The organism is Paraliomyxa miuraensis, from assembly GCF_026337845.1.
GTDB classification, from domain to species: domain Bacteria; phylum Myxococcota_A; class Polyangia; order Nannocystales; family Nannocystaceae; genus Paraliomyxa; species Paraliomyxa miuraensis.
In genome coordinates, this window is the sequence record NZ_JAOVZF010000160.1 from 267,907 (window position 1) to 294,671 (window position 26,765).

Here is a 26,765-nt window from a genome sequence, read left to right on the forward strand (position 1 = left end):
AGCCCCGACCGCCATGCGGCCCGTCCGGCCGCTCGCGCGCTCAGCTCCCCGCGACCGTCATCTGGTCGACCCGGAAGCTGGGCGCCGCGATGCTCGTCTTGTGCTCGAGGTCGTTGGCGATCTTGTCGATCCCACGAAGCAGCTCGTCGAGGTTGCGCGAGACGGTCACCTCGCTCACCGGTCGCGTCAGCTCGCCGCGCTCGATGAGGAAGCCCTCGGCCCCGCGGCTGAAGTTGCCGGTGGTGGGGTCGAAGCCAAAGCCCATCATGCGCGTGACGAACAGACCCCGGTCGATCCCCTTCAGCAGGCTCTGCGGCGTGCCCCGGCCGGGTACGAGGTAGAAGTTGCTGGTGCTCGAGTGCGGCACCCCGCCCCCGCCGCTGGCGCTGCCCGTGGGGCGCAGCCCCAGCTTGCGCGCGCTGTAGGTGTCGAGCAGGTAGCCGCGCAGCACGCCCTTGCGGCAGACCGCCCGCTTGGCCACCTTGCGCCCCTCGCCGTCGTAGGCCCGCGATCCGGGACCACGTGGGATCAGCGGATCGTCGATCAGCGTCACCAGCGGGCTGGCGATCGCCTCCCCCACGCGCCCCGCGAGGTAGCTGCGCTGGCGGTAGATGGCATCGCCCAGCACACAGCTGGCCACCAGTCCCACGATCGCCCGCGCGGCGGTCTGCTCGAACACCACGGGGTAGCGGCCAGTGGGGATCTTGGCGGCCCCCAGCGAGGCCACCGCCCGGCGTGCAGCCTCCTTGCCGATCACCGCCGGAGACTCGAGCTCCGAGAAGAACCGCCCGCCGGTCCAGTGCACGCCCTTGCGCTTCTTGCCCCCGTCGTCGTCGGCCACCGCCTGCACCACCAGCGACTGATAGGTGCCCGCGCTGCGCCCAATGAAGCCCCCCGAGGTGGCGAGCACCGAGCAGCCGCTGCTGCGGCCGAAGCTGGCCCCCTCGGAGGTGGTGATGCGACGGTCGGCCCGCAGGGCCGCCTTCTCGCCCGCGGTGGCCAGCTTGATCGCCCGCGCGGCGCCGATCCGATCGGTGGCCGGATCGAACAGATCGAGCTCGGGCCAGGCCTTGCACAGCTCGCGGGGCGACGGCGGTACGGCCATCTCGTCGGGCTCGCCGAGCGCGGCCATCTCGACCGCACGAGCGAGGAACGCGGTCAGCGAGTCGTCGCGGAAGTCGGTGGTGGCGCTGGTGGCCACGCGACCCTCTCGGACCACGCGGACCGACAGGCCGCTGCTGCCGGCCTCCTTGACCAGCTCGACCTCGCCCTGCCGCACGCTCACCTCGAGCTCGTGGCCGGTGCCGACCGCCACCTCGGCGTGATCGACTCCCAGGCCGCGCAGCCGCTCGAGCGTGCGGGTGGCGATGTCCGCCAGGCGGTCGAGATTCTTCTCGATGGCGCGGGGGCGAGGCATCAGACCGCCGTGCCTCCCACGGTGAGCTGGTCGAGCTTCACGGTGGGCATGCCCACGCCCACCGGCACGCTCTGGCCATCCTTGCCGCAGGTCCACATGCCATCGGACAGCGCGAAGTCGTGCCCCACCATGCTCACCATGCGCAGCGCCTCGGGACCGTTGCCGATGAGGTTGACGCCCTTGAGCGGCGCGGTGAGCTTGCCGTCCTCGATGAGGTAGCCCTCGGTCAGGCTGAACACGAAGTCGCCGTTGGAGATGTTGACCTGGCCGCCGCTGTACTTGACCGCGTAGATCCCCCGCTTCACCGAGCGGATGATGTCGGCCGGATCGTCCTGCCCCGCCATCATCAGGGTGTTGGTCATGCGCGGCATGGTCACGTGACGGAAGCTCTCGCGCCGTCCGCTCCCGCTGGGTTTCTTGCGAAAGAACTCCGCGCTGATGCGGTCGTGCATGTAGTCGCGCAAGGTGCCGCCCACGATCAGCCGATGCGCGCGCGGGACCACGCCCTCGTCGTCCACGTTGAGGCTGCCGCGCGAGCCCGCGATGGCCGGGTCGTCGACCACGGTAACCAGCGGCGAGGCCACCGGCCGGCCGATCTGATCGGTGTAGTTGGAGGTTCGCTTGCGGTTGAAGTCGGCCTCGAGCCCGTGCCCCACCGCCTCGTGCAGCAAGATCCCGGAATCGCCGGGGCCGAGCACCACCGGCATCGTCCCGGCCGGCGCGGGGCGGCTGTCGAGGTTGACCAGCGCCACGCGAGCGGCCTCCCGACCATGGGTCTCGGGCGTGTGCGCGTCGAAGTACGACAGGCCCAAGCGCCCGCCGCCGCCGCTGCTGCCGGTCTCCGTGCGCTTGCCTCGACGCGCCACCGCGGCCACCGAGAGGCGGACCATGGGGCGCACGTCGTGCGCGAACACCCCGTCGCTGGTGACGACGAGGATTTCCTTGTGCACCGCCGCCAGCGAGGCATCCACGCGCTTGATCTTGCGGTCGTGGGCCCGCGCCGCCTTGTCGGCGCGCCGCAGCAGCTCCACGCGATGGGCCCCGTCCACGTCGACCACCTCGTGCTCGACCGGGTAGCAGCTGCGGATCCGCCGGGAGCGAACGGCCTCCGGCGCCACGGCTGCCCCCGCCCGTGCAATCTGACTGGCGGTCTGGGCCGCGCGCATCATCTCGGAGAGCTCGAGGCTCTCGGCGTAGGCGTAGCCGACGGCCGAGCCGACCACGACCCGAACCCCCACGCCCATGTCGATGCCTCCGCCGGCCGTGCGCACCCGACCGTCCTCCATGGAGAGCGAGGCGGAGCGACGGTACTCGAAGTAGAGGTCGGCGAAGTCGCCGCCGTGCTCCAGCGCGGTGCCGATCAGCCGCTGCGCCAGCTCGGGATCGATGGCCTGGGGCCCCGTCACGAACGGCGCCTCGCCGCGGGGACGGCGGGCGCTCTTGGGGTTGGGCCCTTGGCCCTTGCCGACGGCACGGGCCACCGTCGGGCTCAGTCCTGCCCTTCGGCTGCGACGGCGGTCTTCTTGCCCCCGGTCTTGCGACCGGCGTAGCGTCGGCGGAAGCGATCGATGCGCCCCTCGGCGTCGACCTCGCGCGCGTGACCCGTCCAGAACGGGTGGCTGTGGGCCGAAATCTCCAGGCGGATGACCGGAATCTCCTCGCCGTCGACCTCGCGCTTCTCGGACGAGCCGAGGGTGGAGAACGAGGTCCACTCGTCGCCCGTGGAGGAGTCGACGAACAGGACCTTGTGATACTCGGGATGTACGCCCATCTTCATGGCGGCAAAGCTCCTTCGTGGCAACGACGAGTCGGGCTACCAGCTCGACTTGGTCACGCCCGGCAGATCACCGCGCAGGGCCAGGTCGCGCAGCGCAACGCGGCACAGACCGAACTTGCGATAGACCGCCTTGCTGCGCCCGGTGAGCATGCAGCGACGGGTCTTGCGGGTGGGGCAGGAGTTGCGGGGCAGCTTGCCGAGCGCCTCCATGACCTCGAACTTCTCGTCGGGGTCGACCTCCGGATCCTTGAGCTTGGAGCGGAGCTCGGCGCGCTTGGCCGCGTACTTGTCGATGAGCTTTTCGCGCTTTTGATCGCGCAGGACCTGAGAGAGCTTGGCCATTGACTTCTTTCCGTACGATGGGGCGGGCAAGCGGGGAGCGATGGCCCCGAGGTACCGCCGCGGCGAGGGGTGGGCACCGGCCTCGCGGGAGCGGGAAGCTACATGCTCGAAGGAGCCGCCGCAAGGCCCCGCAGGCGAGCGACCTCGTCATCGCGCAACAGCCGCCAGTCCCCTTCGGGCAAGCCATCGGCGGTGACGCCCGCGAACGAGACCCGGATGAGCTTGAGCACCGGGTGGCCGATGGCGTCACCCATCCGCCGCACCTGGCGATACAGGCCCTGGGTCAGCGTGAGCTGGGCCCATGTGTTGGTCTGGGTATCCTTGATGACCGAGATCTCGGCCAGCGGCCGCGTGCGGGTGCCGTCCTCGAGGGTGACCCCCATCGACAGCGCCTGCAGATCCTCGGGCTGCAGCTGACCCTGGAACTTGGCGTGATAGGTCTTGGGGACCTTGTGGCGCGGGTGGGTCAGCCGGGCCGCGAGGTCGCCATCGTTGGTGAGCAGCAGCACGCCGCGGGTGTGGAAGTCCAGCCGCCCCACCGGATACACGCGCTCGTCGATCCCTCGAATCAGCGAGACCACCGTGGGTCGCCCGCGCTCGTCCACCGTGGTCTCGGCCGAGCACACCACCCCGTCGGGCTTGTTCATCACCAGGTAGACCGGCGCCTGGCGCTGGATCACGCGGCCGTCCACGGCGACCTCGTCCTTCGAAGGATCGACGCGTATGCCGAGCTCGGTGACCACCTGCCCGTTGACCATCACCCGCCCGGCCGTGATGAGCGCCTCGCCACCTCGACGCGAGGACACCCCCGCCCGGGCGAGCAGCTTCTGCAGCCGAACCGCCCCCTCGGGCGGTGCAGCCTCGGTGACCTCCTTGCGCGAAGCTCGACGACGTCCGCGGGGGCTCATGATTCCACCTCCTCGAGTTCCTCGGATGGCTCGGGCTCTTCCGATGCCTCGGGCTCTTCCGATGCCTCGGGCTCTTCCGATGGCTCGGGCTCTTCCGATGCCTCGGACTCCTCGGATCCCTCGGGCTCTTCCGATGCCTCGGGCTCTTCCGATGCCTCGGGCTCTTCCGATGCCTCGGGCTCGTCCAATTCGGCTCCCTCGGGCTCTTCCGATGCCTCGGGCTCGTCCAATTCGGCTCCCTCGGGCTCTTCCGATGCCTCGGGCTCGTCCGATGCCTCGGACTCGTCCGATGGCTCGGGCTCTTCCAATTCGGCTCCCTCGGGCTCTTCCGATGCCTCGGGCTCTTCGGATGCCTCGGGCTCTTCGGATGCCTCGGGCTCTTCGGATGCCTCGGGCTCTTCGGATCCCCCGGGCCCTTCCGATGCCTCGGACTCCTCGGATGCCTCGGGCTCTTCCGATGCCTCGGACTCCTCGGATCCCTCGGGCTCTTCCGATGCCTCCGACGGATCGCCAACGTCCTCCTCGGTCGCTTCGTCGGTGCCGCCGTCGTCGAACCGCAGCACCTCCTGCCCGAGCACCTCGGCCTCGACCTCGTCGGCGTCCTCACCGAATTCGTCACGCAACGTGGCGCGGCTCTCGTCGGTGAGCTCGCGGAACTCGTGGAGGTCCGGCATGTCCCGCAGGCTGCGGAGGTTGAAGAACTCGAGGAACTCCACGGTGGTGCCGTAGAGGTGTGGACGCCCCGGCTCCTCCTTGCGCCCCACGATGCGGCATAGATCGCGCTCGAGCAGCACCCGGAGCACGGCTCCACAGTCGACGCCGCGCACGTGATCGATCTCGGCCTTGGTGATCGGCTGCCGGTAGGCGATGACGGCGAGCGCTTCGAGCTGAGAGCGCGACAGCCGGGTGGGCTTGCCCGCGAGCATGCGTTGGACCCACTGGGCGTTGTTCGGATTGGTCCGCAAGCGGAACCCGCCGGCAACCTGGCTGAGCACCACGCCGCGCTTGGCCGTGTCGATCTGGAGCTGCTTGAGCGCGAGCTGCACCTGGCGCACCGTCGGCTCCTTGAGGACCCGGCGAATGTCGCGAACGGTCAGCGGCCTGTCGGAGGCAAACAGCAAGCTCTCGACCACCGACATCAACCGCGGCGACGCCTGACCACGCACTCGGCTGAGATCGTCCTCGGGCGCCATCGGCAGCTCGTCGGACAACTCCACGCCATCGGCCCGGGGCCCCCGCTCGGGCCGTGGCTCCGGAGCGGGCTCGTCGAGGCTGAAGTCGTCCTCGTAGCCGCGAAGGCCCAAACCGTCGGATGGATCATCGTCCGACAGGTCATCGGACGGCTCGTCGGAACCACCCTCGGGGTCCTCCGACGCAGGCGGCGTGGGACCCGGCTCGCTCGACTCGGCCCCCTCCGCCTCCTCCACCAGCGCCAGTGGCTCGGCCTCGATGGCGGCGGAATCCTCGGCCGGATGCTCTCCATCGAGCGCCGCGACCAGCTCACCAACGGAGGCGTGACGGGTCCGGGGATCGACGCGGATCTCGGCGTCCGAAGGCCTACGAGCCTTCGACCGCTTCAGCTTCCCCGTTCTCGCCATGCTCCTGGCCATCGCCCTCCGTGGATCCCGACGCACCATCCTCCGGCGGGAGGACCGGTGCAGCCGCGCCAAGGCCCTCGACGGGGGCTTGCGGCGCGGGCGATTCGGATACAACGGATCGAGCCTGCGCGCCAGCATCTCCCGGCGCCGGGCCGCCCACTGCCACGAACGGGGCCACCGCCTCCGGCTCCTCGCCCTCGGGTTCGTCCAACGTCGTGACCTGCGCGCCCACCCCCGGGCCACCCTCCCCAGACGGCTCGGCCAAGCCCGTATCGAGCCCATCATCGGCCGCGACCTCTTCGTCGGCCGCGACCTCTTCGTCGGCCGCGACCTCTTCGTCGGCCGCGACCTCTTCGACCGCCGCGACCTCTTCGACCGCCGCGACCTCTTCGACCGCCGCGACCTCTTCGACCGCCGCGACCTCTTCGACCGCCGCGACCTCTTCTTCCTCTTGCTCTTGCTCTTCCTCTTCGCCCGCCGCGACCGCGCCTTCGGCCGCTTCGGGAGCCTTGGTCCCTTCGCCGAAGCTCAAGGACTCGTCGTAGCCACGAAGGGCCTCGCGGGCATCATCGGCCGACGCCACGCGCTCGACCACGATGGTGTCCGCCCCCAGCGGCTGGTACACGCTCGCCACGCCCATCCGAACCAGCTCGAGGATCGACATGAGCGTGACCACCAGCATCGAGCGAAGCTCGGCCTCGCTGACCCAGGAGCGCTCGAGGAACAAGGCCTCGAAGTCGAAGCGGTTGCGCTCGATGAGGATCGAGGTCAGCTGCTCCATGCGCGCGGCCACGGAGACGGTCTCCATGACCACCTCGTGGCTCTTGTGGATCCGCGCCCGCTCGAGCACCCGCTGGTAGGCCTCGGCCAGCCGAAACAGGGTGATGGGCGCAAGGCCAGCGTCGACCGGCGGCAGCTCCACCGTCCCTCCACGGCTGAACGTGTCGCGGCCCGCGATCGGGCGCGCATCGAGCCGATCGGCCGCATCGCGAAACTTCTGGTACTCGAGCAGGCGCAGGATGAGCTGCTCCCGTGGGTCGGGGCCGCCCTCCTCCTCGCCGCCCTCCTCGAGCGCCGTCTCGTTGCTCGGCACCAGCTCCCGGCTCTTGAGGTAGGCCAGCGTGGCCGCCATCACCAGGTAGTCGCCCGCCACCTCGAGATCGAGCGCCTGCATGAACTGGATGTACTCGAGGTACTTCTCGCAGACGAACGAGATCGGGATGTCGAGGATGTCCAGCTCGTGGCGTCGCACCAGGTGCAGCAGCAGATCGAGCGGTCCCTCGAACTGCTCGAGCTCCACCTCGCACACGCGGGCCCCGGCATCGGTACCCAGCTCGCCGCCTTGCGCCGCGGCCGCTGCCGTCGGCACCGAGGGGCCGGCATCCGCCGCCGCGGATCGATGCTCCACATCGGTCATGGACGTGTCGCCGATCGGCCGGGTCCTAGCTCACCACGGCATGCAGGGCCCACTCGGCGCCGGCCATGACCGGACCGAACACCTTGTGCAGCACCACGGGCACCGCAAACATGAGGACCAGCAGGATCACGAAGCCATAGCGGGCCAGGAAGTCATCGATGTGCTGGTACTTGGGCCCCAGGATCCACGCCAGCACCTTGCCGCCGTCGAGCGGGTGCACGGGCAGCAGGTTGAACGCGAACAGCAGCACGTTCAGGGAGTAGAACACCAGCAGCGGCGTGGCCAGCGGATGCATCTCGGCGGCGAGGTCGGCCCGATCGAGCACGCCGGTCGCGAACAGGATCCACAGGACCCCCAGGGTGAGCGCGGCCTGCACGAGGTTGGACAGCGGCCCGGCGAACGCCACCAGTGCCATGCCCCCCCGCATGGTGATCCTGCGGGTGAAGTACCGCGACTGCGTCTCCACCGGACGACCCCAGCCAAAGAGCATCCCCTTCGAGAACAGCCCCAGCGCGATCGGCAGGGCCAGGGTCCCGATCGGATCCATGTGGGCGATGGGATTGAGCGTTAACCGCCCCTGCGACTCGGGCGTGGGGTCGCCGAGACGATGGGCGGTGTAGGCGTGGGCGAACTCGTGCACGCCGATCGCGAGGATCATGCAGATGACGAGGATGCCCGCATAGCGGAGCTCGGCGACCCCGGGAGCTCCGGCGACCACGAGCCCAGTGCTCATCGCGAGGTAGGTGCAAAAGAGGATGTTGGCCACGGCGTTCGCTCGGAGTCTCGCCTCCGACTCCCGGGAGGGCTGCCGCAAGTGTGGAGAGCCCGCCTGCGATGGGCAAGTCGGCGCGACCAGTCGCAGGCAGCGCATTCGACGCTCTGGCGCGGAGTGGTCGTCCACGAACGAAGGGCGCCCCCAACCCAGGGCCCAACCGAGGGCCCAACCAAGGGATGGGGCGCCCTCCGTCGCCACGCGCGCCGATGCGCTCGGGGCTAGCAGCTCGGGTCGCTGCCCGAGATGCTCCAGCTGTCGGGCGGCTCGGCGGGCTGCACGATGCCCTCGCCCACGTCGGCGACGCTGCCCAGGCACAGCATGGGGTTGTTGGTGACGGCGAACACGCCGTTGACCACCAGCAGACCGCAGAAGCCGGCCATGTCGCGCGCCACCGGGTTCAGCTGGATGGTGAGGTTGCCGCCCGCGAACTCCTCCTCGCCATCTTCGTTGATGAAGGTGTAGCCCTCGAGGCCGATGAGCGTCTGCCACCCGCGGAGCCGCTCGAGCGATGCGTTGTCGCGGATGACGATGTTGCCGATGATGCGCTCGACGTTCGGCGGCCCGTGGAGCTCGGTGAGCGCATCGTTGCCGCTGAAGATGAAGTCGGTCCCGATGTCGGTGAGGCTCCACAGCCCGCTGACGTCGGTGAGCGAGTCGTTGTCGAAGATCGTGACGTCCTCGCCGACCGTCGTGAGGCACGCCATGAAGTCGAGGTTGGTCAGGTCGGTTCGATTGATCCGCACCGCTCCCGTCACCTCGCGGATGCCGTCGAGGGCGGATGGATCGTCGCCACCATCCTCGATGATGACGCTGCCCATCAGCACGCCGTCGACCCCGGCGCAATCGACGGGAGCCGGCGGGATCTCGGACAAGGTCGGGTCGCCACAGCTGGGGTAGAGTTCCTCTGCCCCGGTCGTGGTCGGCTCGTCGGTCGTGCTCGAGTCGACGCCCGTGGTCGTGGGAGTCTCGGTGGTGGTGGTCCCCGGCTCGCCGGTGGAAGAGTCGTTGGCGCCCGTCTCGCCAGTGTCGTCGCTCGGACACCCTGCAAGGCAAAGCGGCGCAGCCAACAGCGCGCTCATGATGGAATTCCAGTGTTTCAATGTGCCCTCCACGTCAGCCCACGGGCGGCTGACCAGACCCACCCTAGAACCGCGCAGGGGCCCGAAGCAAGCGGCTCGCGTCGATTCTGCGTGCGCTTGCTCCAAGGATCCACGCGCCGTGCAGCCGACTGCACGATCGACCACGCAGCCACGTGGCGATCGCCTCCCCCTCGGTTGGCCCGACACCACCTTGCGTCCGCTTTGCTCCCGTTGCTCGACGGGCAGGTCCAGGCGAGGCGGCCACTGGACCTCGCAACCCTCAGCACTCGTCGTCGTTGGCGACGGTCGTCCAGTCGGGGGGAATGCTCGGCGGAGACACGATCCCCTCGCCCACGCAATTGACGCTGCTGATGCACAGCATGGGGTTGGCCGTGATCGCGAGCACTCCACCCACCACCATCAAGCCCTTGAGCCCGTCGATGTTGGTGAGGGACTCGTTCGTGCGAATGGTGACGTCGCCCTCGATCCCCACGAGGCTGTCGAAGCCGCTGATCTGGGTCACGGCTTCGTTGTCGGTGAAGCTGAAGCTGCCATCGATGCGGGTCAGCGACTGCAGCCCGTCGAAGTCGGTCAGGGCGGTGTTGTCGCTGAAGATGAAGGTTCCGCCGATCGCGGTGAGGTTGACCAGGCCGTCCACGTTGGTCAGCGAGGTGTTGCCGAAGATCTGCAGGTTCTCCCCCACGAGGTCGATGCAGCCCAGCGCGTCGAGATCCACCAGATCGGTGGAGTCGATCACCAGGCTGCGCGTGATCTCGCGAACCCCATCGAGCTGGGCCAGATCGTCGGCGCTCTGGATCAGCACGTTGGCGTCGAGCACCTGATCGGCCCCTTCGCAGGGGAACTCGGGCCACGGCTCGGGCTCGCCCGAGCTGGAACCGGCGGTGTCATCCACCGACGCGGTGGTGGCATCCGTGCTGGTGGTCCCTGGCCCCGTGCTCGTTTCGGGCTCGCCGCTGCTGCTGCTGCCGGCCGGCCCCGTGCTCTCGTCGCTGCTCGGGGGCTCGTCCGCAGGACAACCCAGGAGCGCCATCGAGCCCGCAGCGAGCACACCCATCATGAGATTCGAGGATTTCATGGTTGCCTCCGCCCGACGCCACACCGGCCATGCTCGGACGGTTCACCGTAATCCGCCGGCTGTCTCCCAGGCAAGCGACCCCGGGGCCGAGCGCCAACCAGGGTCTCGTGGGCCCGCGGCCGGCTAGGCCCGTGGGTGATGGCGGTCGTAGGCGTCGCGAACGTGCCGCTCGCTCACGTGGGTGTAGATCTGCGTGGTCGAGATGTCGGCGTGGCCGAGCAGCGTTTGCACCGACCGCAGGTCGGCCCCTCCCTCCAAGAGGTGGGTGGCAAAGCTGTGCCGCAGCTTGTGCGGGGAGATCGCGCGGTCGATGCCCGCCGTGGCCGCGTGCTGGACCAAGCGCTGCCAGAATCCCTGGCGGCTGAGCCGACCTCCCCGCTGATTGAGGAACACCCACTGCTCCCGCGGCGCACGACGGGCCCTCGCCAGCAGCAGGGGGCGCCCCTCCTCCAGCCAGCGGGTCAGCACGAGCTGGGCCGGCACGCCCAGGGGCACCATGCGCTCCTTGTTGCCCTTGCCGACCAGGCGCACCAACCCGTCGGCGAGGCGCAGCCGGGGGATGCAAAGGTCGAGGGCCTCGGAGATGCGGCAGCCGGTGGCGTACATCAGCTCCAGGAGCGCCGTGTCGCGCAAGCCCCCCGGGGTGTCGGTGCCCGGCGCGGCCAGCAGGGCCTCGACCTCGCTGCGATTGAGCAGCTCGGGCAGCCGGGCGCCGAACCGGGGGAGCTGCAGCGCCTGCGCGGGATCGCGGTCGACCATGCCCTCGCGCCGCAGGTAGCGAAACAGCCCGCGCACCGCCACCAAGCGCCGCGCCTGGGAGCGCGCCGACAGCCCCTGTCGATGCTGCTCGGTCGCAAACCCCAGGAGCACGAGCGGCGTGACCGCGGCGACCTCCGTGACGCCCCTGTCGGCCAAGAAGGCCACCAGCTGCCCCAGATCCTGCCCATAGGCCGCCAGCGTATTGCGCGACAGCCCCCGCTCCACCGTCAGGTGCTGGAGGTAGTCGTCGACCGCCACCTCCACCGCCACCTCGGACATCCGCTCACCCACCGGACATGCCGAGGATCTCGCGGACCAGCTTGATCACCGTCGGCGCCTGGATCGGCTTGGTGATGTAGGCGTTGGCGCCCAGCGCCAGGGCCCGCTGCCGGTCCTCCTCGGCCCCCTCGGTCGTGATGATGATGATCGGCACGTCCTTGTAGGCATCGTCGGCCCGCAAGCGCTTGACGAGCTTGAGGCCGTCGAGGATCGGCATGTTGATGTCGGTGATGATGATGTCGAACTTCGTGGAAGCGATGCGTCGCAGCGCATCCACGCCGTCGTCGGCCTCGGTCACCGACAGCTCCCGGATCCGGGACAGCGCAAACACGATCATCTTGCGCATCGGTGGACTGTCTTCGACCACCAGCGCGTTCATGCGCCCCCCGGCGTTGGCCTGTTCACTGGATCGCGTCATCCACCCACCAGATGCTCGATGGCTTGCCGCTCGAGAGGCACCGGTTTGGCGTGGGCTCGGATCCACGCCATCTCGATGCCAATGCCGGAATGACCGGAGATGAGCTCGAGCAGGCCGAAATCGGTGTCGGCGAACGCCGACTTTTGAGGCAGGAAGCTCTCGAGGCGGAGCACGCCGACCAGGCGCGTGCCCGAGTAGAGCGGCAGGTGCATCAGCACCCCCTCCTCCGCCCCCATGGGATCGCCGGCCCGCCACGCACGACCGATGCCGATCGCATCCGCGAGCGGGCCCTCGCTCGGGCGCGACTGCTCGGTGCGCTCGGCCGGGTCGCCCCCTTCCCGCCACAGCGGGAACAGCAGCTGGTGGGTCTCGTCGACCACGTACAGGGTGAAGGCACCCACGCCCACGAAGTTCAGCAGGATCTCGGTGACGGTGCGCAGGACCTCGTCGACCGTGATGGCGGCATGGAACTGCCCCGAGGCCACGTACATGGCCGCGAGGTTGTAGTGCTCGTCCTCGAGGGACTGCAAGCGCTCGCGATACCCCGCGTCGTTCTGCACCGAGCCCGCCATGCGACGGATCTCGCCGACCTCGCTCTCGAGCGCCTCGACCTGCCGCATCAGCTTGCCCACCATCTCGGCCGAGGTGGGCGAGAGTTCGGGGCCGCCTTGGCCGTCGCGATCGGCGGCAGCCATGCTCGAGCGCAGCCGCTCGTTCTCCTCGATGAGCTCGCGAATCAGCTCCTGCCCCTTGACGAAGAACTCGTGCAAGAAGGCCTGGGTCTGGTCCCGTAGCGACGGGGAGTCGGCTTCATCCCGGCTCACGGGTTGCACCATACCACAGCGGACCGCGGAGCCCGCAGGAAAGCGTCGGATCGACCGGGGTTCGACCGGGGCCCAACCGAGGCCCCATCGAGGGTGCCCTAGCGGACCCCCTCACCACCTCCCCGGGCCTCGCCAACGAAACGGGCAATGGCTTCGGGAATCTGCTCGACCGGGAGCACCTCGTCGACCAGGCCCGCCTCGATGACCGAGTAGGGCATCCCAGGCATGACCGCGGTGTCGGGGTCCTCGGCAATGATGCGCCCCCCCAGCCGACGGGCCTCGCGGGCCCCCTCTCGACCGTCGGATCCCATGCCGGTGAGCACGATGCTGAGCAAGCGTCGACCGTACTGAGCCGCCAACGACTTGAACAGGTGATCGGCCGAGGGGGTGAGCACGGGACCGGGCTTGGCGGTGTTGGGCGGCACGACCCGCACCATCGGCGCCTCTCGTCCGTCGCCAGGACGCTCGATCTCCATGTTGGCGGAGCCCGGTGCGATGTAGACGGTCCCGGCGCACAGCGGATGCCCATCGACCGCCTCGACCACGTGGAAGTCGACCAGTCGATCGAGGCGGCTGGCGAAGGCTCGCGTGAAGCGGGCGGGCATGTGCTGTGCGACCAGGATCGCAATCGGAACCTTGGCATCGAGCGCGCACAGGATCTGCTGCACGGCCGGCGGTCCGCCGGTGGAGGACGCGATGCCCACGACGAGCGCCGGCGGCATGCCCGAGGGCGTGCGCGGTGCTGCCTTGGTGGACTGCAACGAGGTGTTGCTGGTGGTGCGACGATCCACTGCGGCCAAGGCCTTTGCTCGATTGTACAGGCGGACGGCGTGCAAGCGCTTGACGGTTCCGATCTTCGTGGCCAGCTCGTCGCGGATCGACTTGAGGTCGGGTGAGATCTCACGACTGGGCTTGGCGATGAAGTCCAGAGCACCAAGCTCCAGGGCACGAAATACGTTCTCGCGCTGCGCGTACCCCGAGACCACGAGGACGGGCGTGGGCCGTCTGGCCATCAGCAGGCGCAAGAAGGCAAACCCGTCCATCTCGGGCATCTCGAGGTCGAGCGTGATCGCGTCGGGCTCGAGATCGAAGGCCATCTGTAGGGCCTCCTTGCCATTCATGGCCCGACCGACCACCTCGATACCGGGCAAGGACTCGAGCATCGCCGTGATGGTCTGGCGGTTGTACGCCGAGTCGTCGACGACGAGCACACGGAGCTTTTGCGGGGGCGATTCCATCTCGGGACGAAGGCCGGGGCGACCGGGCTTACTCGCTCGGTCTACGGTAGACCAAATCCTTGGACAGGTGCACCAGATCGAAGCGAGTCGTGACGTTGAGCAGACTCTCCGAGTGCCCCAGCAGGAGGTACCCCCCGGGGTTCAGGGTGTCGAAGAAGGCTTCCACGATGCGATGACGCGCGTCCTGGGACAGGTACATGAGCACGTTGCGGCAGAAGATCGCATCGCAGCGCCCCAGTACGTCGAAGCGCTCGGTGGCCAGGAGGTTCAGCTGGCCGAATGAGCACATCGCGCGAATGTCGTCCCGCACATAGAATTTACCATTCTGCTCGCGGAAGTACTTGCTCTGGAAGCGATCGGTGGTGGTTCGAAAGCTCGAGAGCCCGTAGGCCCCCCTGCGCGCTGCTGCGACCACCTGTCGGCTGATGTCCGAGCCGACCACCCGGATCAACCAGTCGTCGAAGAGCTTGGACTCGCGCAGCAGGATCGCGATGGTGTAGACCTCCTCGCCGGTGGAGCATCCCGCGCTCCACACCAGCAAGCGCTTGCGCCGCTGGAAGCGATGGTGCAGGTCGGGGAGGATCTCCTCGCGGAACGCCTGGAGCTGGTAGTCCTCGCGGAAGAGGTAGGTCTCGTGGGTGGTGATGCGCTCGACGAGGTCCTCGAGCTCGCGAGCCCCGGCGGGGTCGTAGCGTAGATAATGGTAGTACTCGCGGTAGCTCGAAAGGCCCAGGGCATCCAGGCGTGGCCCCAGGCGGCGCTCGAGGAAGAACGTCGAGTCGAGCCCGTGGGAGAGGCCACAGTACTCGTGGATGATCTCCTGGACGAGGCGCGCCTCCTCCTCCGTCATCTGGACCCGAGGGCCCAGCGGATCGAAGTCGGAGCCCCGAGTCACTCGGCATCCCCCTGGCTCTGCTCGAGCTTGGCGATGGCGTCTTCGAGCACCTCGCGCACGAGCGTATCGGTCTCCCGCTGCACGCTGGCCCGCAGAGGCCCCAGCGCGGTGAGGTCGCGCCGCGCGGTGAGCACCTCGGCCGCGGCCCAGCGCACGTCCCAACGATCATGGGACAAGAGCCCCAGCAGCGCGGCCGTGGCCCGATGGGCATCGAAGCCCTGGAGCGCCCGCGCGGCGGCCTTGACCACCTCGTGGTCCTCGGACGTGCACAGGCTCATCAGCATGGTGAGATCCTGATCGAGCCCGGTGTGCCCCAGACCGCCGATCGCCTGCACCACGACGGTGGGCACGGGATCTTCGACGATGATGGCGCGAAGCCGCGCCAGCGCGACCGGGCTGTCCAGGGCCACCAGCGCCGAGACGGCCGCCGCCCGCACCATGGGCGAGGGATCGGTCGTGGCGCTCAACAGTGATTGCACCGCCTTGCCGGCGTTGAGCAGGCCAAGGCTGCGACACGCCGCGGCCCGCACCTGGGCCTCTTCGTCGGCCAGCGCAAACGACAGCGCGTTGGCCCCCTCGTGATCGCCCGGGACCTGGCCCACGGCCGCCGCCGCGGCCACCCGCACGCCCACGTCGGGGGACCCGAGCAACGAGACCAGGTGGGGCACGTGCGCGGGCGATCGCAGCTTGCCCACCACGCGCGACAGGTTGCGGGCCAGCGCGCCCGTTTGCGGCCACGCGCTGCCCACGAGGAGGTCGAGGTCGTCGTGCCCCTCGCCATGACGCATGACGATGGCCGCCACCGCATCGGCGGCGGTCTCTCCCAGACGACCGGGGTTGGCCATGGTCCGGTAGAGGCCCCCGAGCGCGGCGCGGGTCCCCGCTTCGGCCAGTGCCTCGGCCGCGGCCTGGGCCACCTCCTCGGCCGGATCCTCGAGCGCGGCCACCATTTGATCGAGCAGCGCCCGCGAGAGCGCCGCGGCGGGCAACGCCGTGACCATGCGAAACAGGTGCTCGCGCCGTGCAGGCTCGACCTGACCCACCGCCTTGGCCAACGCCTCGCCCGCCGCATCGCCGAGCTCCGCGACCAGCGACAAGCCGCGCTCCTGCAGCAGCGGATCGTCCATGACCGCCAGCACGGGCGCCACGGCCTCGGCATCGCCGGCCAGCCCCGCCAGATGGATCGCCGCCGCTCGCACGTCGCGATCGTCGTGGCCGATGAGATCGCGCAGGTTGGCCCGGGTGGTGGCGCCGATCCGCCGGACCGCCGCCCGCACCAGCCCCGGTCGGCCCCGTGCAGAGAGCCCCTCGCCGAGCTCGAGCAAGGATCGAGCCGCCTCGGCCCGGACCCCGGCCATCGGATCGTCGAGCAGCGGCAGCAGGATCGGCAGCGCCCCCGCATCGCCCGACAGGCCCAGCAGCGCAGCCGACCCCTTGCGGGTGAAGGCCGCGTCGACGAGCGGCTCGATCATCTCCACGGGAACCTGGGCCTTGGCCGCTCGCAGAGCATCGAGCGCGTAGACCCGCAGCATCTCCGAGCCATCCTCCAGCAAGCGGCGCAGCGCTCCCTCGGCCTCGGCGCCCCCGATCCGCCCCAAGCCCGCGGCGGCCGATGCCCGCAGGTTGGGATCGGCGCTGGCGTCGTCCATGATGAGGACCAGCCGCGGCACGTGCCGTCGATCGCCGATCTGCCCGAGCAGATCCACCAGCATGCGACGCGGCGGGCCGTTGGGAGCGGTGTCGAGGCGCTCGTGCAGCACGCGCAGGCAGCGGTCCCCCATGGTGACCAGCACCTCGTGGGCCGCAGCCCGGGCATCGATCTGATCCCCGAGCAACAGGTCGAACAAGTGCTCGGCCAGCGACTCGAGCACGTTGAGCTCGACCTCGCTCCGTACGTAGCCATGCAAGCGTTCGATGGCCGCCTTGCGCTCGCGCCAGGCCTTGGCCGACAGCTCCGCGAGCGCCCGATCGAGCGCAGCAGGAAGGGCGTTCATGTTGGTCCTCCTCGCCCCATGGCGCCCATCAGCGACGCAAACGCCTCGCCGATCGGATCACCGGGAACCGCAGTACCCTCGGCCCGCACCACCTGGGCGAACAGCTGGCGGGCGATGTCGAGATCCGGGGCCACCGCGGACTCGGCCTCGGCCAGGTCCCCGGCGTCGTGAATGGCATCCCCGTTGTAGAGCACCATGTCGGCGACGATGAGCGATGCCAGCCGCCGTTGATCGGCATGCTGGTCGTCCATGCGGGTGTCCCCCTCGACCCTCAGCTGCTCGCGCGCCTCGGCCTCGGCCTGCTCCACCGCAGGCATGGCCGGCACGTTCAGCTGCTCGTAGAGCTTGCGCGGGAGCTGATCGCACAGGTGGTGGATCTCCACGTAGTCGTCGGCGCCATAGAGCCGCGTGGGCCGGCGCTTGTAGCTGGTGTGGCGATAGACCGACGCGACCAGGATCACCACCTGTGCGCCGGCATCGGGCCACTGGTCGCGGGCGCGCTGGACCAGCTCGTAGCCCGCGATTCCCGTGGCGAAGGGCAGCGCCACGTCGACCACCAGACCCGCCCACCGCACCTCGTCCAGCCGCCGCGCGCAGGTGACCCCGTCGGCGGCGTGCTCGAACGAAAAGCCCTCGCGCTCGAGCACGCGTTGCACGGCGCGGGCCACCCCACGACGCTCGTGGGCGAACAAGATCCGCGGCTGGCTCATGGCGAGGACTCCTGCGCGGGCGGGGGCTTGACGGGCGTCCGAGTGCCCCGGGTCGGATCGATGACGGTCTCGAGGTTGACCACGAACACCATCTCGTTGCCCACCCGGCACACGCCGCTGAAGAAGTCCTGCTCGTCGCCCTCGACGTCGCCGCGCAGCATGGAGGGCGCGGGGCGCAGGGCCCCGGCCGGCACCCGCAGCTCGCCCACGATCCGGTCGACCCGCAGGCCCACGATCCGCCCGCGCACGCTGACGATGATGAGCTTGTTCAGCCGCGTCAGCTCCTCCTCGAAGGCGGCACGAAAGCGCTTGCGCAGATCGATGACCGGGATCACGACGCCGCGGAGCTGGATGACGCCCTCGACGATCCGAGGCGCATGGGGCACCGGGCGCACCGGGTAGGGCCGCGCCTGGATGACCTCCTTGATCCGCATGATGTCGATGCCATAGAGCGCCCCACCCACGAAGAAGCCCGCGAGCTTGAGCTCGTCGTGATCGGAGTCGCCGCGTTCGTCGTCGAAGCTGCGCCCGTCGGCGCCCGTCCCCACCATGCCCCGCAAGCGGCGGCCCAGGGACGACTGCTGCCCGGTCTTGATGGTGCTCATACCCGGCCTCCCTTGGTCGACGTGAAGGCGCGGGGCCGCAGCTCGGCCCGCACGAAGTCTCGTGCCACCAGGACGGTGGAGAGCTCGAGCACGATGAGGATGTCGTCGTCGAGTCGAGTGAGGGCCTTGATGTACTCGCCCCGCGCGCCGGCGATCGCCCCGGGGGCTTCCTCGAGCTCCTCGGGGGCGATCGTCACCACGTAGAGCACCTCGTCGACCCGCAGACCATAGAGCTCGTCCTCGTGGCGGACGATGAGGATGCGGGCGTCGCGGCTCAGCGGTCGGGGCCGCAGCCGCAGCCGCAGCGCCAGATCGATGATGGGAATGACGCTCCCCCGCACGTTGCCGATGCCGATCACGAAGTCGGAGGTGCGCGGCACGGGCGTGGTGTCGAAGACCTTGGAGATCTCGCTGATCTGGGAGATGGAGAGCCCGTAGCACTCACCCGAGACCTTGAACGCGACGTATTGCTCGAGGTCCTGCCGAACCTCGCGCTTGTAGCCGTGCTCGTAGTCCTCCTCGGTGGCCATCGTCTCGCCGCCGGCGAGCGAGCCCCAAAGGTCGTTGCTCTCACGCGCCATGGTAGGGGCGAGCCTCCTTCTTGGATCCCGCGGACCCCGATCCCGGGAGCGAGGGCCCGGAGCCCGCGGGACCGGAGGCCACCGCCAGATCGGCGCGGGTCAGGGCTTCGTCCACCAGGGTCGAGACGTCGAGCAGCAGCACGGTGCGATTGGCCCCCAGCTCGGTCGCACCCGCGATCCCGGGCACCGAGCGCAGCGCCGCCCCCAGCGGCTTGATGACGACGTCCTGCTGACCCACCAGCTCGTCGACCACCAGGCCCACGCGGTGCTGGGCCAGGCCCACGATCACCACGTAGATCCGCTCGGGGTCGGCATAGGTGGTGTCGGTGGAGAGATCGAACATCCGCGACAGGTGCAGCAGCGGGAGCGTGCGGCCGCGCAGCGAGATGACCTCGTGCCCCTCGACCGTCACGATGTCGGCCTCGCGCACCATGATCGACTCGAGCACGGAGTTCAGCGGGATGCAGAACGTCTGCTCGCAGGTCTCGATGACCAGGGCCTGGATGATGGCCAGGGTCACCGGCAACGTGATGGAGAACTTGGTGCCCCGCCCCAGGACGGTGTCGACGTCGATCATGCCCGACAGGCGCGAGATGTTGGTCTTGACCACGTCCATGCCCACGCCGCGGCCGCTGGTGCTGGTGACCGTGTCGCGGGTGCTGAAGCCGGGCAGGAAGATGAAGTCGATCACGTCGCTCGCCCCGAGCTCGGCGGCCTGCTCGGCCGTGGTGACGCCGTTGCGGATCGCCTTCTCCCGGATCTTGCGCCAGTCCATGCCGCGGCCATCGTCCTCGACCTCGATGACCACGCGATTGCCACGCTGGAACGCCCGCAGGTCGATCTTGCCGGCCGACGACTTGCCGGCCTCGATCCGCTCCTCGCGGGACTCGACGCCGTGATCGATCGCGTTGCGGATCATGTGCATCAGCGGATCGGACAGCTCCTCGACGATGAGCTTGTCGAGCTCGGTCTGCGAGCCCGAGATCCCCAGGCGGATCTCCTTGCCGGACTCGCGCCCGAGCTTGCGGACCACCCGCGCGAGCCGATCGAACACCTGGCCCAGGGGGACCATGCGCACGTCGAGCAGACCCTGCTGGAGCAGCGAGAGCTTGCGGGACATCGTGCGCAGGTGTCCTTGCAGGTCGCGCAGCACGTCGCTGCTGCCCTCGCGCAGCCGCAGCTGCTCGAGGCTGCCCCCGAAGTTGGCCTGCACGACCCCCAGCTCGCCGATGAGGTTCATGAGGTAGTCCAGCCGCGACAGGTCCACGCGAACCGTCTGGCTGAGGCTGCGCAGGCTCATCGCCTCGGCTTCGGCCTCGTCCTCGAACTCGGGTTGGGCCGAAGAAGGTCGCGACTTCTCGGGGATCGTGAGGTCGTCGGGGAAGGGATCGGGATCGGTGTCCTCGAGGGCCTGGACCTCGATGCCACCGGCACTCGTGCGCGGCGGAGCCTTCGTGGGCGCCGGAGCCTTGGCGTGCGTTGGAGTCACCGCCGGCGGCGGCGTGGGGGCCGGCGCGGGGCTGGGCCGCTGCGGCGAGGACACCAGCTCGTGAACCGTGACCCCGTCCTCCGAGACGCCATCCGAGATCTCGGTGAGCGGGCGCTCGGACCCCAGCAGGATGTCGAGGTCGATGCGGTCGTCGGAGGACGCGTCGGCGCTCGGCAGGTAGGTGATGACCTCGCCGAAGACCTTCATCTTGCCCTTGAGGGCCTCGATGCCGACGTCGATGGCGAGCAGATCGAACGAGGCATGCACGCGGAACAGCCGCCGGCCCATGCGGATGTTCTCGCGCAGGCGGTGCTCCTCGTACTCGGTCAGCACGCCGAGGATCGAGGGGTCGATCCCCGCGAACACGTCGACCTCGGACCCGGGCGCGTCCTCTCCCCGCACCAGTCCCAGGATCCGCTCGAGCAGCGGATCGATGTCGACCGGCCCGTGGTGCTCGTCGAGCATCCGGGGAAAGGTCTCGACCGCCTCGAACAGCACGTCGAGGGCGTGCTGACCGAGCGAGATCTTGCCCAGCCGCAGCGCATCCAGGGTGCTCTCGAGGCTGTGGGCGAGCTGCTCCACCGCGTCGGCGTTGAACAGAGCCGCCAGGCTCTTGAGCGTGTGCATCGAGCGAAAGGCGGCATTGAGCAGGTCGGGGTCGTGCTGCTGGCCCGCGCGCTGCTGGGCGTCGAGCTCCAGCAGGTTGCGCGACAGCTCCTCGATGACGTCCTGCGCCTCGGACAGGAACTCGGATGACGGGCGATCGCGCCCCGTCATGGTTCGTCCCCCGACTCCTGACCGGGGCCGGGGCTCGACTGGCCGGCGGCGGCGACTCGGGCTCGAGCGATGACCGCGAGCAGATCCTCGGCCGTGAACGGCTTGGCCAAGAAGTCCGAGGCTCCTGCATCCTTGGCTCGCTGCAGATCCTTGCTCGCGCTGTCGGTGCTGATCACCACCACCGGGATCGACTTGTACTTGGCGTTGCCGCGCACGAACTTGGTCAGCTCGATGCCGCTGACGTCGGGCATGTTCACGTCGGTCACGATGAGCACGTAGTCGCCTCGCGGCAACGCGCGCAGGGCATCGAAGCCGTTGTCGACCTCGATGACCTCGTACTCACCCGTGGCCTCGAGGATCGAGCTCACGAAGCCTCGCATCGCCCGCGAGTCTTCGACGACGAGCACCTTGTCGGGCATCGCGCGGAGTATACCAACCCGCCGCCATCCCCCGTGCCCCCTCGTGGGCAGTGGTCGCAAGTGCCCCGCTTACCCGCGTGGACCCCCATTCACCCACCCATCGAGCTGGGCTCGGCGGCGCGGGGCGGTCCCTCGAGCAGGCGCCGCAGCCGGGCCTCGTGGCGGGGATCGGCCACCACCCACCACCGACGAGGGCCGTGCAAGGGGCTCGATCTCCCCGATTCCGGCCCGATTTCCTTGGGGGCCGACCCGCGCGAGGATCCTTCGCGGCTCACGGCCTCGGGCTTGGAGGTCGCCCCCCCGCCACCGGCCGAGCGCTCGGGCCCGGCCATCGTCGCCGTAGGCTCTCCCCCGACGCGGGGGTCGTCGGCCTCCACGGCGGGGGCCAACATGGGCCGCGGACCGGCTCCAACTTGGGCCGCGACCGGCGATGGTCCGGAGGGCTGCATGGGCGAAGCGACGGGGTCTTCCACGAGGACGGGGCCCGAGGACTCGTCCCCCACCGCCTTGGCCGCGAGCTGGGCCCGGGCGTCGAGATCTCGCGGCAGCCGTCGGGCGAGGGCTCGCGTCAGCCCCTCGAAGATCGCCTCGACCACGGTGCGCTCCGGGGCGCGCCCGGGCATGGCCACCAGCACGTCGTGGGGCCGGAGCCCTTCGACGAGCGCCACCAACCGCTCGCCGGTCGCCTCGGCGGCCGCGCGATCGAACGCACGCGAGGACCCGAGTCCCAGCAGCACCACGCGCTCCATTGGAAGGATCGGACGGCCCGGAAGGAGCACCGCCTCGCCGGCCGCGCCCGTGCAGAGTCCCGATCGCAGCAGCGCCGAGAGGCTTCCGCCCGTGCGCCAGTCCACCAGCCCGGACAGGCCTTGGAGCGGGCGCTCGTCTTCGAAGCACGGCAGCACGCCGAGATCGACGCGGCGTCGCGTGCCTCCATCGTCGACACCATCGAGCAGCGCCCGCGACAGGGGAGCCACCGCGATGTCGGCGGGGCTGGTCTCAGCCATCCCCCTCCGCGGCCGCCACGGCGGGCCGAAGGCGCTGGGCCAGGGCCTCGGCCACGCCGTTGACGAAGCCCGCGCTGCGCTCGCTGCCGTAGCGTCGAGCGAGGCGAACGGCCTCGGCCAGGACCACGGCCCGTGGGGTTTGCGGCCGCTGCTCCAGCTCGAATGCGACCAGGCGCAGCACGTTGCGGTCGACCTGCGCCATGCGATCGATCCGCCAGCGCACCGAGGTCTCGGAGAGCACCGCGTCGAGCGAGTCCAGCCGCGGTACGAGGTCACGAAGGAGCGCCACCGCCCACCGATGCGCGTCGGGGTCGCGGACCAGCGTCACGAACGAGCTCCCGCGCTCGTCGTCGCCCCGCGGCGGGCTGCCCCACAGCAGCTCCAGCGCCTCGCCGTGCTCGGCGGGGGGGTAGGACTCGAGGTGGCACAGCGCCAGGAGGGCCAGCTCGCGCCCCCGAGCCCGCTCGTCGCGAGGTTCGGTGTCGGCCGCTCCTCGGGAGCGGCTCGAGGCGAGAGCCTGTGATGGCGCGTCCGTCACGAGTCCTTCCGAGAGGGCCGAGACGGCCGAGACGGCCGCGATGCCCGAGACGGCCGCGACCCCCGCGATGGGCTGGCCTTGGGTGAGCCGCGCTCGGGTGCCGAGGCGGTGCGGGCCCGATCGATGGCCCGGTGGAGCGACAGCTGCTCGACGGCGGCCAGCGCTGCTTCGGCCCCCTTGTTGCCGTGCTTGGCGCCCGCGCGGTGCACTGCCTGCTCGAGCGTGTCGGTGGTGAGCACGCCAAAGCCGATGGGCACGCCGGTCGAGGCTGCGACCGCGGCCAGGCCCTTGGTGGCCTCGCTCGCGATCAGGTCGAAGTGGATGGTGTCGCCACGCATCAAGCAGCCCAGCGCGACGAGGGCATCGACGCCATGCTCGGCTGGATCGCCGGCGAGCAGCTTGGCCGCCACGTGGGGCAGTTCGAACGAGCCCGGCACGCGCACCACCGTGATGTCCGCTGCCTTCGCGCCGTGTCGCACCAGTGCATCCACGGCCCCCTCGAGCAGCCGCTCGGTGATGAATGCGTTGAAGCGGGCAACGAGAATGCAAAAACGCGCTCCGCTGGCGTCGAGGTCACCTTCGAGAACGCGAACATCGTCCATGGGGATGGCCATGATGAACCGGAGCGACCGAGATACCGCGAGCCCCTGGGGCCGATCAAGCAGCACCTTCCATCGCCCCGCATCGCCACGGAGTCATGCGTTCCGAACGGCCCAACCGTGTGCCCTCCGTAGGGGAGCACACTGGCTGATCGTTCACCGAAGGCAGTCGCAGCGAGCCAAGTACAGCGCCCCCCTTCGGGGGCAAGCTGGGTGCCCGCCCGCAACTCGCTGGCTGCGGGGCGAGCCAAGTAGAACGCCCCGGTCGGCCTCACCAATGCCCCCCTTCGGGGGGCAAGCTGGGTGCCCGCCCGCAGCTCGCTGGCCGCGGGGCGAGCCAACTACAGCGCCCCGGTCGGCCTCACCAATGCCCCCCTTCGGGGGGCAAGCTGGGTGCCCGCCCGCAGCTCGCTGGCTGCGGGGGGTAAGGACGACAACCCTAGTCCTTGCCGCTGGTGGCTTGGCGGAGCTTGTCGGACATCAGGTCACCCAGGGTGGCGCCGGCCTGGCTGGCGTTCTGGAAGCCCTGCGCGTCGGCGAGCTCGTCCTGGCGGCGAGCGCTCTTGATCGACAGGCCGATGCGGCGCTCGGCGGCGTCCATCTGGATGACCTCGGCGCGCTGGACCTGCCCGGGCTCGAGCACCTGGGCGGGATCCTCGATCCGCTCGTCGGTGATCTCCGAGATGTGCACCAGGCCCTCGATGCCCGGCTCGATCTCGGCGAACGCCCCGAACTCGGCGAGCTTGAGGATCTTGACCTCGATGATCTTGCCGATCGGGTAGTCGTAGGGGATCCGGTCCCACGGGTCCTGCTGCAGCTGCTTGATGCCCAGGCTGATCTTGGGCTTCTCGCCGCTGTTGTCGATGTTGAGGACCATGGCCTGGACCTCGTCGCCCTTCTTGAACAGCTCCGAGGGGTGCCGCACCCGCTGCGTCCACGAGAGATCGGTGATGTGGACCAGGCCGTCGATGCCGGGCTCGAGTTCCACGAACACGCCGAAGTCGGCGATGTTGCGGATGATGCCCTGCACCACCGTGCCGGGCGGGTACTTCTCCACCACCTTCTCGTAGGGGTTCTCCTCGAGCTGCTTCATGCCCAGGGAGATCCGGTTCTGCGAGACGTCGATGTCGAGCACGACCGCCTTGACCTCGTCGCCGATCTTGAGGATCTGCTTGGGGTTCTTGATCTGGCGGGTCCACGACATCTCGGAGACGTGCACCAGGCCCTCGATGCCCTCCTCGAGCTCGATGAAGGCGCCGTAGTCCTTGATGCTGACCACCTTGCCCTGGACCACGGTGCCGGGGATGTACTTCTCCTCGGCGTTGATCCACGGGTCGGGGGTGATCTGCTTGAGGCCCAGGCTCACCCGCTCGCTGTCGGTGTTGAACTTGAGGACCTTGACCTGGACCTTGTCGCCGACCTGGAACAGCTCGGACGGGTGGTTGACCCGACCCCAGCTCATGTCGGTGATGTGGAGCAGGCCGTCGATGCCACCCAGATCGATGAAGGCGCCGTAGTCGGTGAGGTTCTTGACCACACCCTCGACGATCTGGCCCTCCTGCAGCTTGCCGAGGGTCTCCTCCTTCATCTCGGCGCGCTCGGCCTCGAGCAGCACCCGACGCGACAGCACGATGTTGCCGCGCTTCTTGTTGAACTTGATGATCTTGAACTCGAAGTCCTGCGCGATGAAGGCGTCGAGGTTGCGGACCGGCCGCAGGTCGACCTGCGACCCGGGCAGGAACGCCTTGACGCCGCCGGCGAGGACCACCGCCAGACCACCCTTGACGCGGGCGGTGATGGTTCCGGTGACCAGGCCATCGTGCTCGACGGCCTTGGAAATCTCGTCCCAGACCTTGCGCTTGCGCGCCTTCTCCTTGGAGAGGATGACCAGGCCGTTCTGGTCCTCGGCGGTCTCGAGCAGCACCTCGACCTCGTCGCCGATGTTGACCATCGGCTCGGTCAGGCCGCCCTCGACGGACTCGTCCTCTTCGCGGAACTCGCGGAGGGGGACCTGGCCCTCGGCCTTGAGGCCCACGTCGACGACCGCGTAGTCGCCGATGATGTCGACGACGGTGCCCTTGACGATGGAGCCCTCCTTGATCTCGGGGGTCTCCAGGGTCGTCTGCTCGAACATGTCGGCGAAGCTCTCGTCACCGAGAGCGGGGGAAACTGAGTGACTCATGATGGGGTTTGTAGGGGTTGACGTTCGGGTGGATGGACGGATGAATCCTCGCGACTCGCGGCACGCCTCGCCGGACGATTGCCTCGCACGCATCGGCGTGACGAGGACCCGGCCGTGACGAGACGTGCTGCCGGTCGTGGGAGCGGCGAAGGTAGGGCGTTTGGTCGGGGCGGTCAACCGCGGTCGCCCCGACCGTAGCCGAGCCCCAGCGCCTCGAGCATGAGGTCGAGCACGCCTTCGGGCGACAGCGAGGTGGTGTCGATGAGCACCGCATCCTCGGCCCGGACGAGCGGCGCGGCGGCCCGCCCCGAGTCTCGCGCATCACGCAAGTGCAGCTCGGCCTGCACCGCCGACAGCGAGGGCCCCTGCCCCATCGCCCCCGGCTCGGAGGGGACGAGGTCGGCCTGCCGTCGGGCCGCGCGTGCCTGCAGATCGGCGGTCACGAAGAACTTGTGGGGCGCATGGGGGAACACCACCGTCCCCATGTCTCGGCCCTCGGCCACGCATCCGCGAGCGCCGAGGGCGCGTTGCAGCCCGAGCAGGGCCTTGCGTACGCCGGGCAGCGCCGAGACCCGCGAGGCCCCTTCGGAGATCTCGGGGGTGCGGATGGCCTCGGTCACGTCATCGTCACCCAGCCAAACCCTTTGGGGGACGTCTCGTTGGGGGACGTCGTGCGGCGCGTCGGGCTCGGCCAAGCTGCCGAGGCCCCCGAAGCGGATGGGCAAGGCGTCGGCAAGGGCAACCAGACCCGCCTCGTCGTCCCAGGCCACGCCACGACGTCGGGCCGTGAGGGCCAGCGAACGATAGATGGCCCCGGTGTCGAGCAGCGGCAGGCCCAGGTGACGGGCCAGGCGACGAGCGATCGTGGTCTTGCCCGCGCCCGCGGGACCATCGATGACGATCAGCAGGGGCTGGTCGGCGTGCGATGGCGCGCTCATGCGGCGCGAGGCTAAGACCGAGCCCTCGACTCGGGCAAGGCGTGCTTTCCTCACGCGCGACGGGGCGGTGCCCCGCGACGGGGCGGGCGCTTGCCCGGCGGCCG

25 protein-coding genes and 1 pseudogene are annotated in these 26,765 nt (G+C 69.5%); all 26 read right to left on the bottom strand.

Annotated elements, in window-relative coordinates; all coding sequences use genetic code 11:
- Window positions 1-40: 40 nt before the first annotated feature.
- A complete protein-coding gene (locus OEB96_RS34430) occupies window positions 41-1,417 on the bottom strand; it encodes a TldD/PmbA family protein (RefSeq protein ID WP_266221089.1) in 1,377 nt (458 codons plus the stop codon).
- Entirely contained in the window at window positions 1,417-2,898 is a 1,482-nt protein-coding gene (locus tag OEB96_RS34435) for a TldD/PmbA family protein (protein ID WP_266221090.1), read from the bottom strand. Before OEB96_RS34435 ends, OEB96_RS34430 begins: the two co-directional genes overlap by 1 nt.
- Window positions 2,899-2,906: 8 nt before the next feature.
- Entirely contained in the window at window positions 2,907-3,194 is a 288-nt protein-coding gene (locus tag OEB96_RS34440) for a type B 50S ribosomal protein L31 (protein ID WP_266221091.1), read from the bottom strand.
- A 36-nt stretch (window positions 3,195-3,230) separates the two neighbouring features.
- Window positions 3,231-3,536 (bottom strand): 30S ribosomal protein S14, encoded by a 306-nt coding sequence (rpsN, locus tag OEB96_RS34445; protein ID WP_266221092.1) that lies wholly within the window; start codon window positions 3,534-3,536, stop codon window positions 3,231-3,233.
- Window positions 3,537-3,634: 98 nt separating this feature from the next.
- Window positions 3,635-4,444 carry a pseudouridine synthase gene (locus OEB96_RS34450; RefSeq protein ID WP_266221093.1) on the bottom strand — a complete coding sequence of 270 codons (810 nt, stop codon included), beginning with the start codon at window positions 4,442-4,444 and terminating at the stop codon, window positions 3,635-3,637.
- On the bottom strand, window positions 4,441-6,042 hold the full coding sequence (gene scpB / locus OEB96_RS34455; RefSeq protein ID WP_266221094.1) for an SMC-Scp complex subunit ScpB: 1,602 nt from the start codon (window positions 6,040-6,042) through the stop codon (window positions 4,441-4,443). Before scpB ends, OEB96_RS34450 begins: the two co-directional genes overlap by 4 nt.
- Entirely contained in the window at window positions 6,002-7,459 is a 1,458-nt protein-coding gene (locus tag OEB96_RS34460) for a segregation and condensation protein A (RefSeq protein WP_266221095.1), read from the bottom strand. Before OEB96_RS34460 ends, scpB begins: the two co-directional genes overlap by 41 nt.
- Window positions 7,460-7,484: 25 nt before the next feature.
- Window positions 7,485-8,225 carry a site-2 protease family protein gene (locus OEB96_RS34465; RefSeq protein ID WP_266221096.1) on the bottom strand — a complete coding sequence of 247 codons (741 nt, stop codon included), beginning with the start codon at window positions 8,223-8,225 and terminating at the stop codon, window positions 7,485-7,487.
- 227 nt (window positions 8,226-8,452) lie between these two features.
- Complete coding sequence (locus tag OEB96_RS34470) at window positions 8,453-9,313, bottom strand: receptor L domain-containing protein (RefSeq protein ID WP_266221097.1); 861 nt, start codon at window positions 9,311-9,313, stop codon at window positions 8,453-8,455.
- Window positions 9,314-9,593: 280 nt separating this feature from the next.
- The gene (locus tag OEB96_RS34475; protein ID WP_266221098.1) at window positions 9,594-10,409 is read right to left on the bottom strand and encodes a receptor L domain-containing protein; all 816 of its coding nucleotides are present in this window, start codon (window positions 10,407-10,409) and stop codon (window positions 9,594-9,596) included.
- A 123-nt stretch (window positions 10,410-10,532) separates the two neighbouring features.
- Window positions 10,533-11,447 (bottom strand): site-specific tyrosine recombinase XerD, encoded by a 915-nt coding sequence (xerD, locus tag OEB96_RS34480; protein ID WP_266221099.1) that lies wholly within the window; start codon window positions 11,445-11,447, stop codon window positions 10,533-10,535.
- A 4-nt stretch (window positions 11,448-11,451) separates the two neighbouring features.
- Window positions 11,452-11,865 (bottom strand): response regulator, encoded by a 414-nt coding sequence (locus OEB96_RS34485; protein ID WP_266221100.1) that lies wholly within the window; start codon window positions 11,863-11,865, stop codon window positions 11,452-11,454.
- Complete coding sequence (locus tag OEB96_RS34490) at window positions 11,862-12,689, bottom strand: GAF domain-containing protein (RefSeq protein ID WP_266221101.1); 828 nt, start codon at window positions 12,687-12,689, stop codon at window positions 11,862-11,864. The genes OEB96_RS34485 and OEB96_RS34490 overlap by 4 nt, the downstream gene beginning before the upstream one ends.
- Window positions 12,690-12,787: 98 nt before the next feature.
- Window positions 12,788-13,927 (bottom strand): chemotaxis-specific protein-glutamate methyltransferase CheB, encoded by a 1,140-nt coding sequence (gene cheB / locus OEB96_RS34495; protein WP_266221102.1) that lies wholly within the window; start codon window positions 13,925-13,927, stop codon window positions 12,788-12,790.
- Between the two features lie 28 nt (window positions 13,928-13,955).
- Window positions 13,956-14,822 carry a CheR family methyltransferase gene (locus tag OEB96_RS34500; protein WP_323137463.1) on the bottom strand — a complete coding sequence of 289 codons (867 nt, stop codon included), beginning with the start codon at window positions 14,820-14,822 and terminating at the stop codon, window positions 13,956-13,958.
- A complete protein-coding gene (locus OEB96_RS34505; RefSeq protein WP_266221103.1) occupies window positions 14,819-16,816 on the bottom strand; it encodes a HEAT repeat domain-containing protein in 1,998 nt (665 codons plus the stop codon). The genes OEB96_RS34500 and OEB96_RS34505 overlap by 4 nt, the downstream gene beginning before the upstream one ends.
- Window positions 16,813-17,526 (bottom strand): DNA-binding transcriptional response regulator, encoded by a 714-nt coding sequence (locus tag OEB96_RS34510; protein ID WP_266221104.1) that lies wholly within the window; start codon window positions 17,524-17,526, stop codon window positions 16,813-16,815. The genes OEB96_RS34505 and OEB96_RS34510 overlap by 4 nt, the downstream gene beginning before the upstream one ends.
- A complete protein-coding gene (locus tag OEB96_RS34515) occupies window positions 17,523-18,131 on the bottom strand; it encodes a chemotaxis protein CheW (RefSeq protein WP_266221105.1) in 609 nt (202 codons plus the stop codon). Before OEB96_RS34515 ends, OEB96_RS34510 begins: the two co-directional genes overlap by 4 nt.
- Window positions 18,128-18,712: a chemotaxis protein CheW gene (locus OEB96_RS34520; protein WP_266221106.1), complete on the bottom strand. Its 585-nt coding sequence runs from the start codon at window positions 18,710-18,712 to the stop codon at window positions 18,128-18,130. Before OEB96_RS34520 ends, OEB96_RS34515 begins: the two co-directional genes overlap by 4 nt.
- Entirely contained in the window at window positions 18,702-20,978 is a 2,277-nt protein-coding gene (locus OEB96_RS34525; protein WP_266221107.1) for a chemotaxis protein CheA, read from the bottom strand. Before OEB96_RS34525 ends, OEB96_RS34520 begins: the two co-directional genes overlap by 11 nt.
- Entirely contained in the window at window positions 20,975-21,397 is a 423-nt protein-coding gene (locus tag OEB96_RS34530) for a response regulator (protein ID WP_266221108.1), read from the bottom strand. Before OEB96_RS34530 ends, OEB96_RS34525 begins: the two co-directional genes overlap by 4 nt.
- Before the next feature lie 89 nt (window positions 21,398-21,486).
- A complete protein-coding gene (locus OEB96_RS34535) occupies window positions 21,487-22,404 on the bottom strand; it encodes a M17 family peptidase N-terminal domain-containing protein (RefSeq protein WP_266221109.1) in 918 nt (305 codons plus the stop codon).
- The gene (locus OEB96_RS34540; RefSeq protein ID WP_266221110.1) at window positions 22,397-22,942 is read right to left on the bottom strand and encodes a transcription antitermination factor NusB; all 546 of its coding nucleotides are present in this window, start codon (window positions 22,940-22,942) and stop codon (window positions 22,397-22,399) included. Before OEB96_RS34540 ends, OEB96_RS34535 begins: the two co-directional genes overlap by 8 nt.
- 98 nt (window positions 22,943-23,040) lie before the next feature.
- A pseudogene (gene ribH / locus OEB96_RS34545) lies at window positions 23,041-23,544 on the bottom strand (6,7-dimethyl-8-ribityllumazine synthase); the annotation flags it as partial.
- Between the two features lie 436 nt (window positions 23,545-23,980).
- The gene (locus OEB96_RS34550; RefSeq protein WP_266221111.1) at window positions 23,981-25,723 is read right to left on the bottom strand and encodes a 30S ribosomal protein S1; all 1,743 of its coding nucleotides are present in this window, start codon (window positions 25,721-25,723) and stop codon (window positions 23,981-23,983) included.
- A gap of 173 nt (window positions 25,724-25,896) precedes the next feature.
- Entirely contained in the window at window positions 25,897-26,661 is a 765-nt protein-coding gene (gene cmk, locus OEB96_RS34555; protein WP_266221112.1) for a (d)CMP kinase, read from the bottom strand.
- Window positions 26,662-26,765: the final 104 nt, after the last annotated feature.

What these genes read in the sequence shown, in the direction of transcription:
- OEB96_RS34530 (WP_266221108.1), bottom strand. Translation starts at nt 21,397, where the DNA reads ATGCCCGACAAGGTGCTCGTCGTCGAAGACTCGCGGGCGATGCGAGGC.
- OEB96_RS34535 (WP_266221109.1), bottom strand. Translation starts at nt 22,404, where the DNA reads ATGGCTGAGACCAGCCCCGCCGACATCGCGGTGGCTCCCCTGTCGCGG.
- OEB96_RS34440 (WP_266221091.1), bottom strand. Translation starts at nt 3,194, where the DNA reads ATGAAGATGGGCGTACATCCCGAGTATCACAAGGTCCTGTTCGTCGAC.
- scpB (WP_266221094.1), bottom strand. Translation starts at nt 6,042, where the DNA reads ATGGCGAGAACGGGGAAGCTGAAGCGGTCGAAGGCTCGTAGGCCTTCG.
- rpsN (WP_266221092.1), bottom strand. Translation starts at nt 3,536, where the DNA reads ATGGCCAAGCTCTCTCAGGTCCTGCGCGATCAAAAGCGCGAAAAGCTC.
- cmk (WP_266221112.1), bottom strand. Translation starts at nt 26,661, where the DNA reads ATGAGCGCGCCATCGCACGCCGACCAGCCCCTGCTGATCGTCATCGAT.
- OEB96_RS34450 (WP_266221093.1), bottom strand. Translation starts at nt 4,444, where the DNA reads ATGAGCCCCCGCGGACGTCGTCGAGCTTCGCGCAAGGAGGTCACCGAG.
- OEB96_RS34505 (WP_266221103.1), bottom strand. Translation starts at nt 16,816, where the DNA reads ATGAACGCCCTTCCTGCTGCGCTCGATCGGGCGCTCGCGGAGCTGTCG.
- OEB96_RS34485 (WP_266221100.1), bottom strand. Translation starts at nt 11,865, where the DNA reads ATGACGCGATCCAGTGAACAGGCCAACGCCGGGGGGCGCATGAACGCG.
- cheB (WP_266221102.1), bottom strand. Translation starts at nt 13,927, where the DNA reads ATGGAATCGCCCCCGCAAAAGCTCCGTGTGCTCGTCGTCGACGACTCG.
- OEB96_RS34515 (WP_266221105.1), bottom strand. Translation starts at nt 18,131, where the DNA reads ATGAGCACCATCAAGACCGGGCAGCAGTCGTCCCTGGGCCGCCGCTTG.
- OEB96_RS34525 (WP_266221107.1), bottom strand. Translation starts at nt 20,978, where the DNA reads ATGACGGGGCGCGATCGCCCGTCATCCGAGTTCCTGTCCGAGGCGCAG.
- OEB96_RS34520 (WP_266221106.1), bottom strand. Translation starts at nt 18,712, where the DNA reads ATGGCGCGTGAGAGCAACGACCTTTGGGGCTCGCTCGCCGGCGGCGAG.
- OEB96_RS34460 (WP_266221095.1), bottom strand. Translation starts at nt 7,459, where the DNA reads ATGACCGATGTGGAGCATCGATCCGCGGCGGCGGATGCCGGCCCCTCG.
- OEB96_RS34510 (WP_266221104.1), bottom strand. Translation starts at nt 17,526, where the DNA reads ATGAGCCAGCCGCGGATCTTGTTCGCCCACGAGCGTCGTGGGGTGGCC.
- xerD (WP_266221099.1), bottom strand. Translation starts at nt 11,447, where the DNA reads ATGTCCGAGGTGGCGGTGGAGGTGGCGGTCGACGACTACCTCCAGCAC.
- OEB96_RS34550 (WP_266221111.1), bottom strand. Translation starts at nt 25,723, where the DNA reads ATGAGTCACTCAGTTTCCCCCGCTCTCGGTGACGAGAGCTTCGCCGAC.
- OEB96_RS34470 (WP_266221097.1), bottom strand. Translation starts at nt 9,313, where the DNA reads ATGAGCGCGCTGTTGGCTGCGCCGCTTTGCCTTGCAGGGTGTCCGAGC.
- OEB96_RS34430 (WP_266221089.1), bottom strand. Translation starts at nt 1,417, where the DNA reads ATGCCTCGCCCCCGCGCCATCGAGAAGAATCTCGACCGCCTGGCGGAC.
- OEB96_RS34475 (WP_266221098.1), bottom strand. Translation starts at nt 10,409, where the DNA reads ATGAAATCCTCGAATCTCATGATGGGTGTGCTCGCTGCGGGCTCGATG.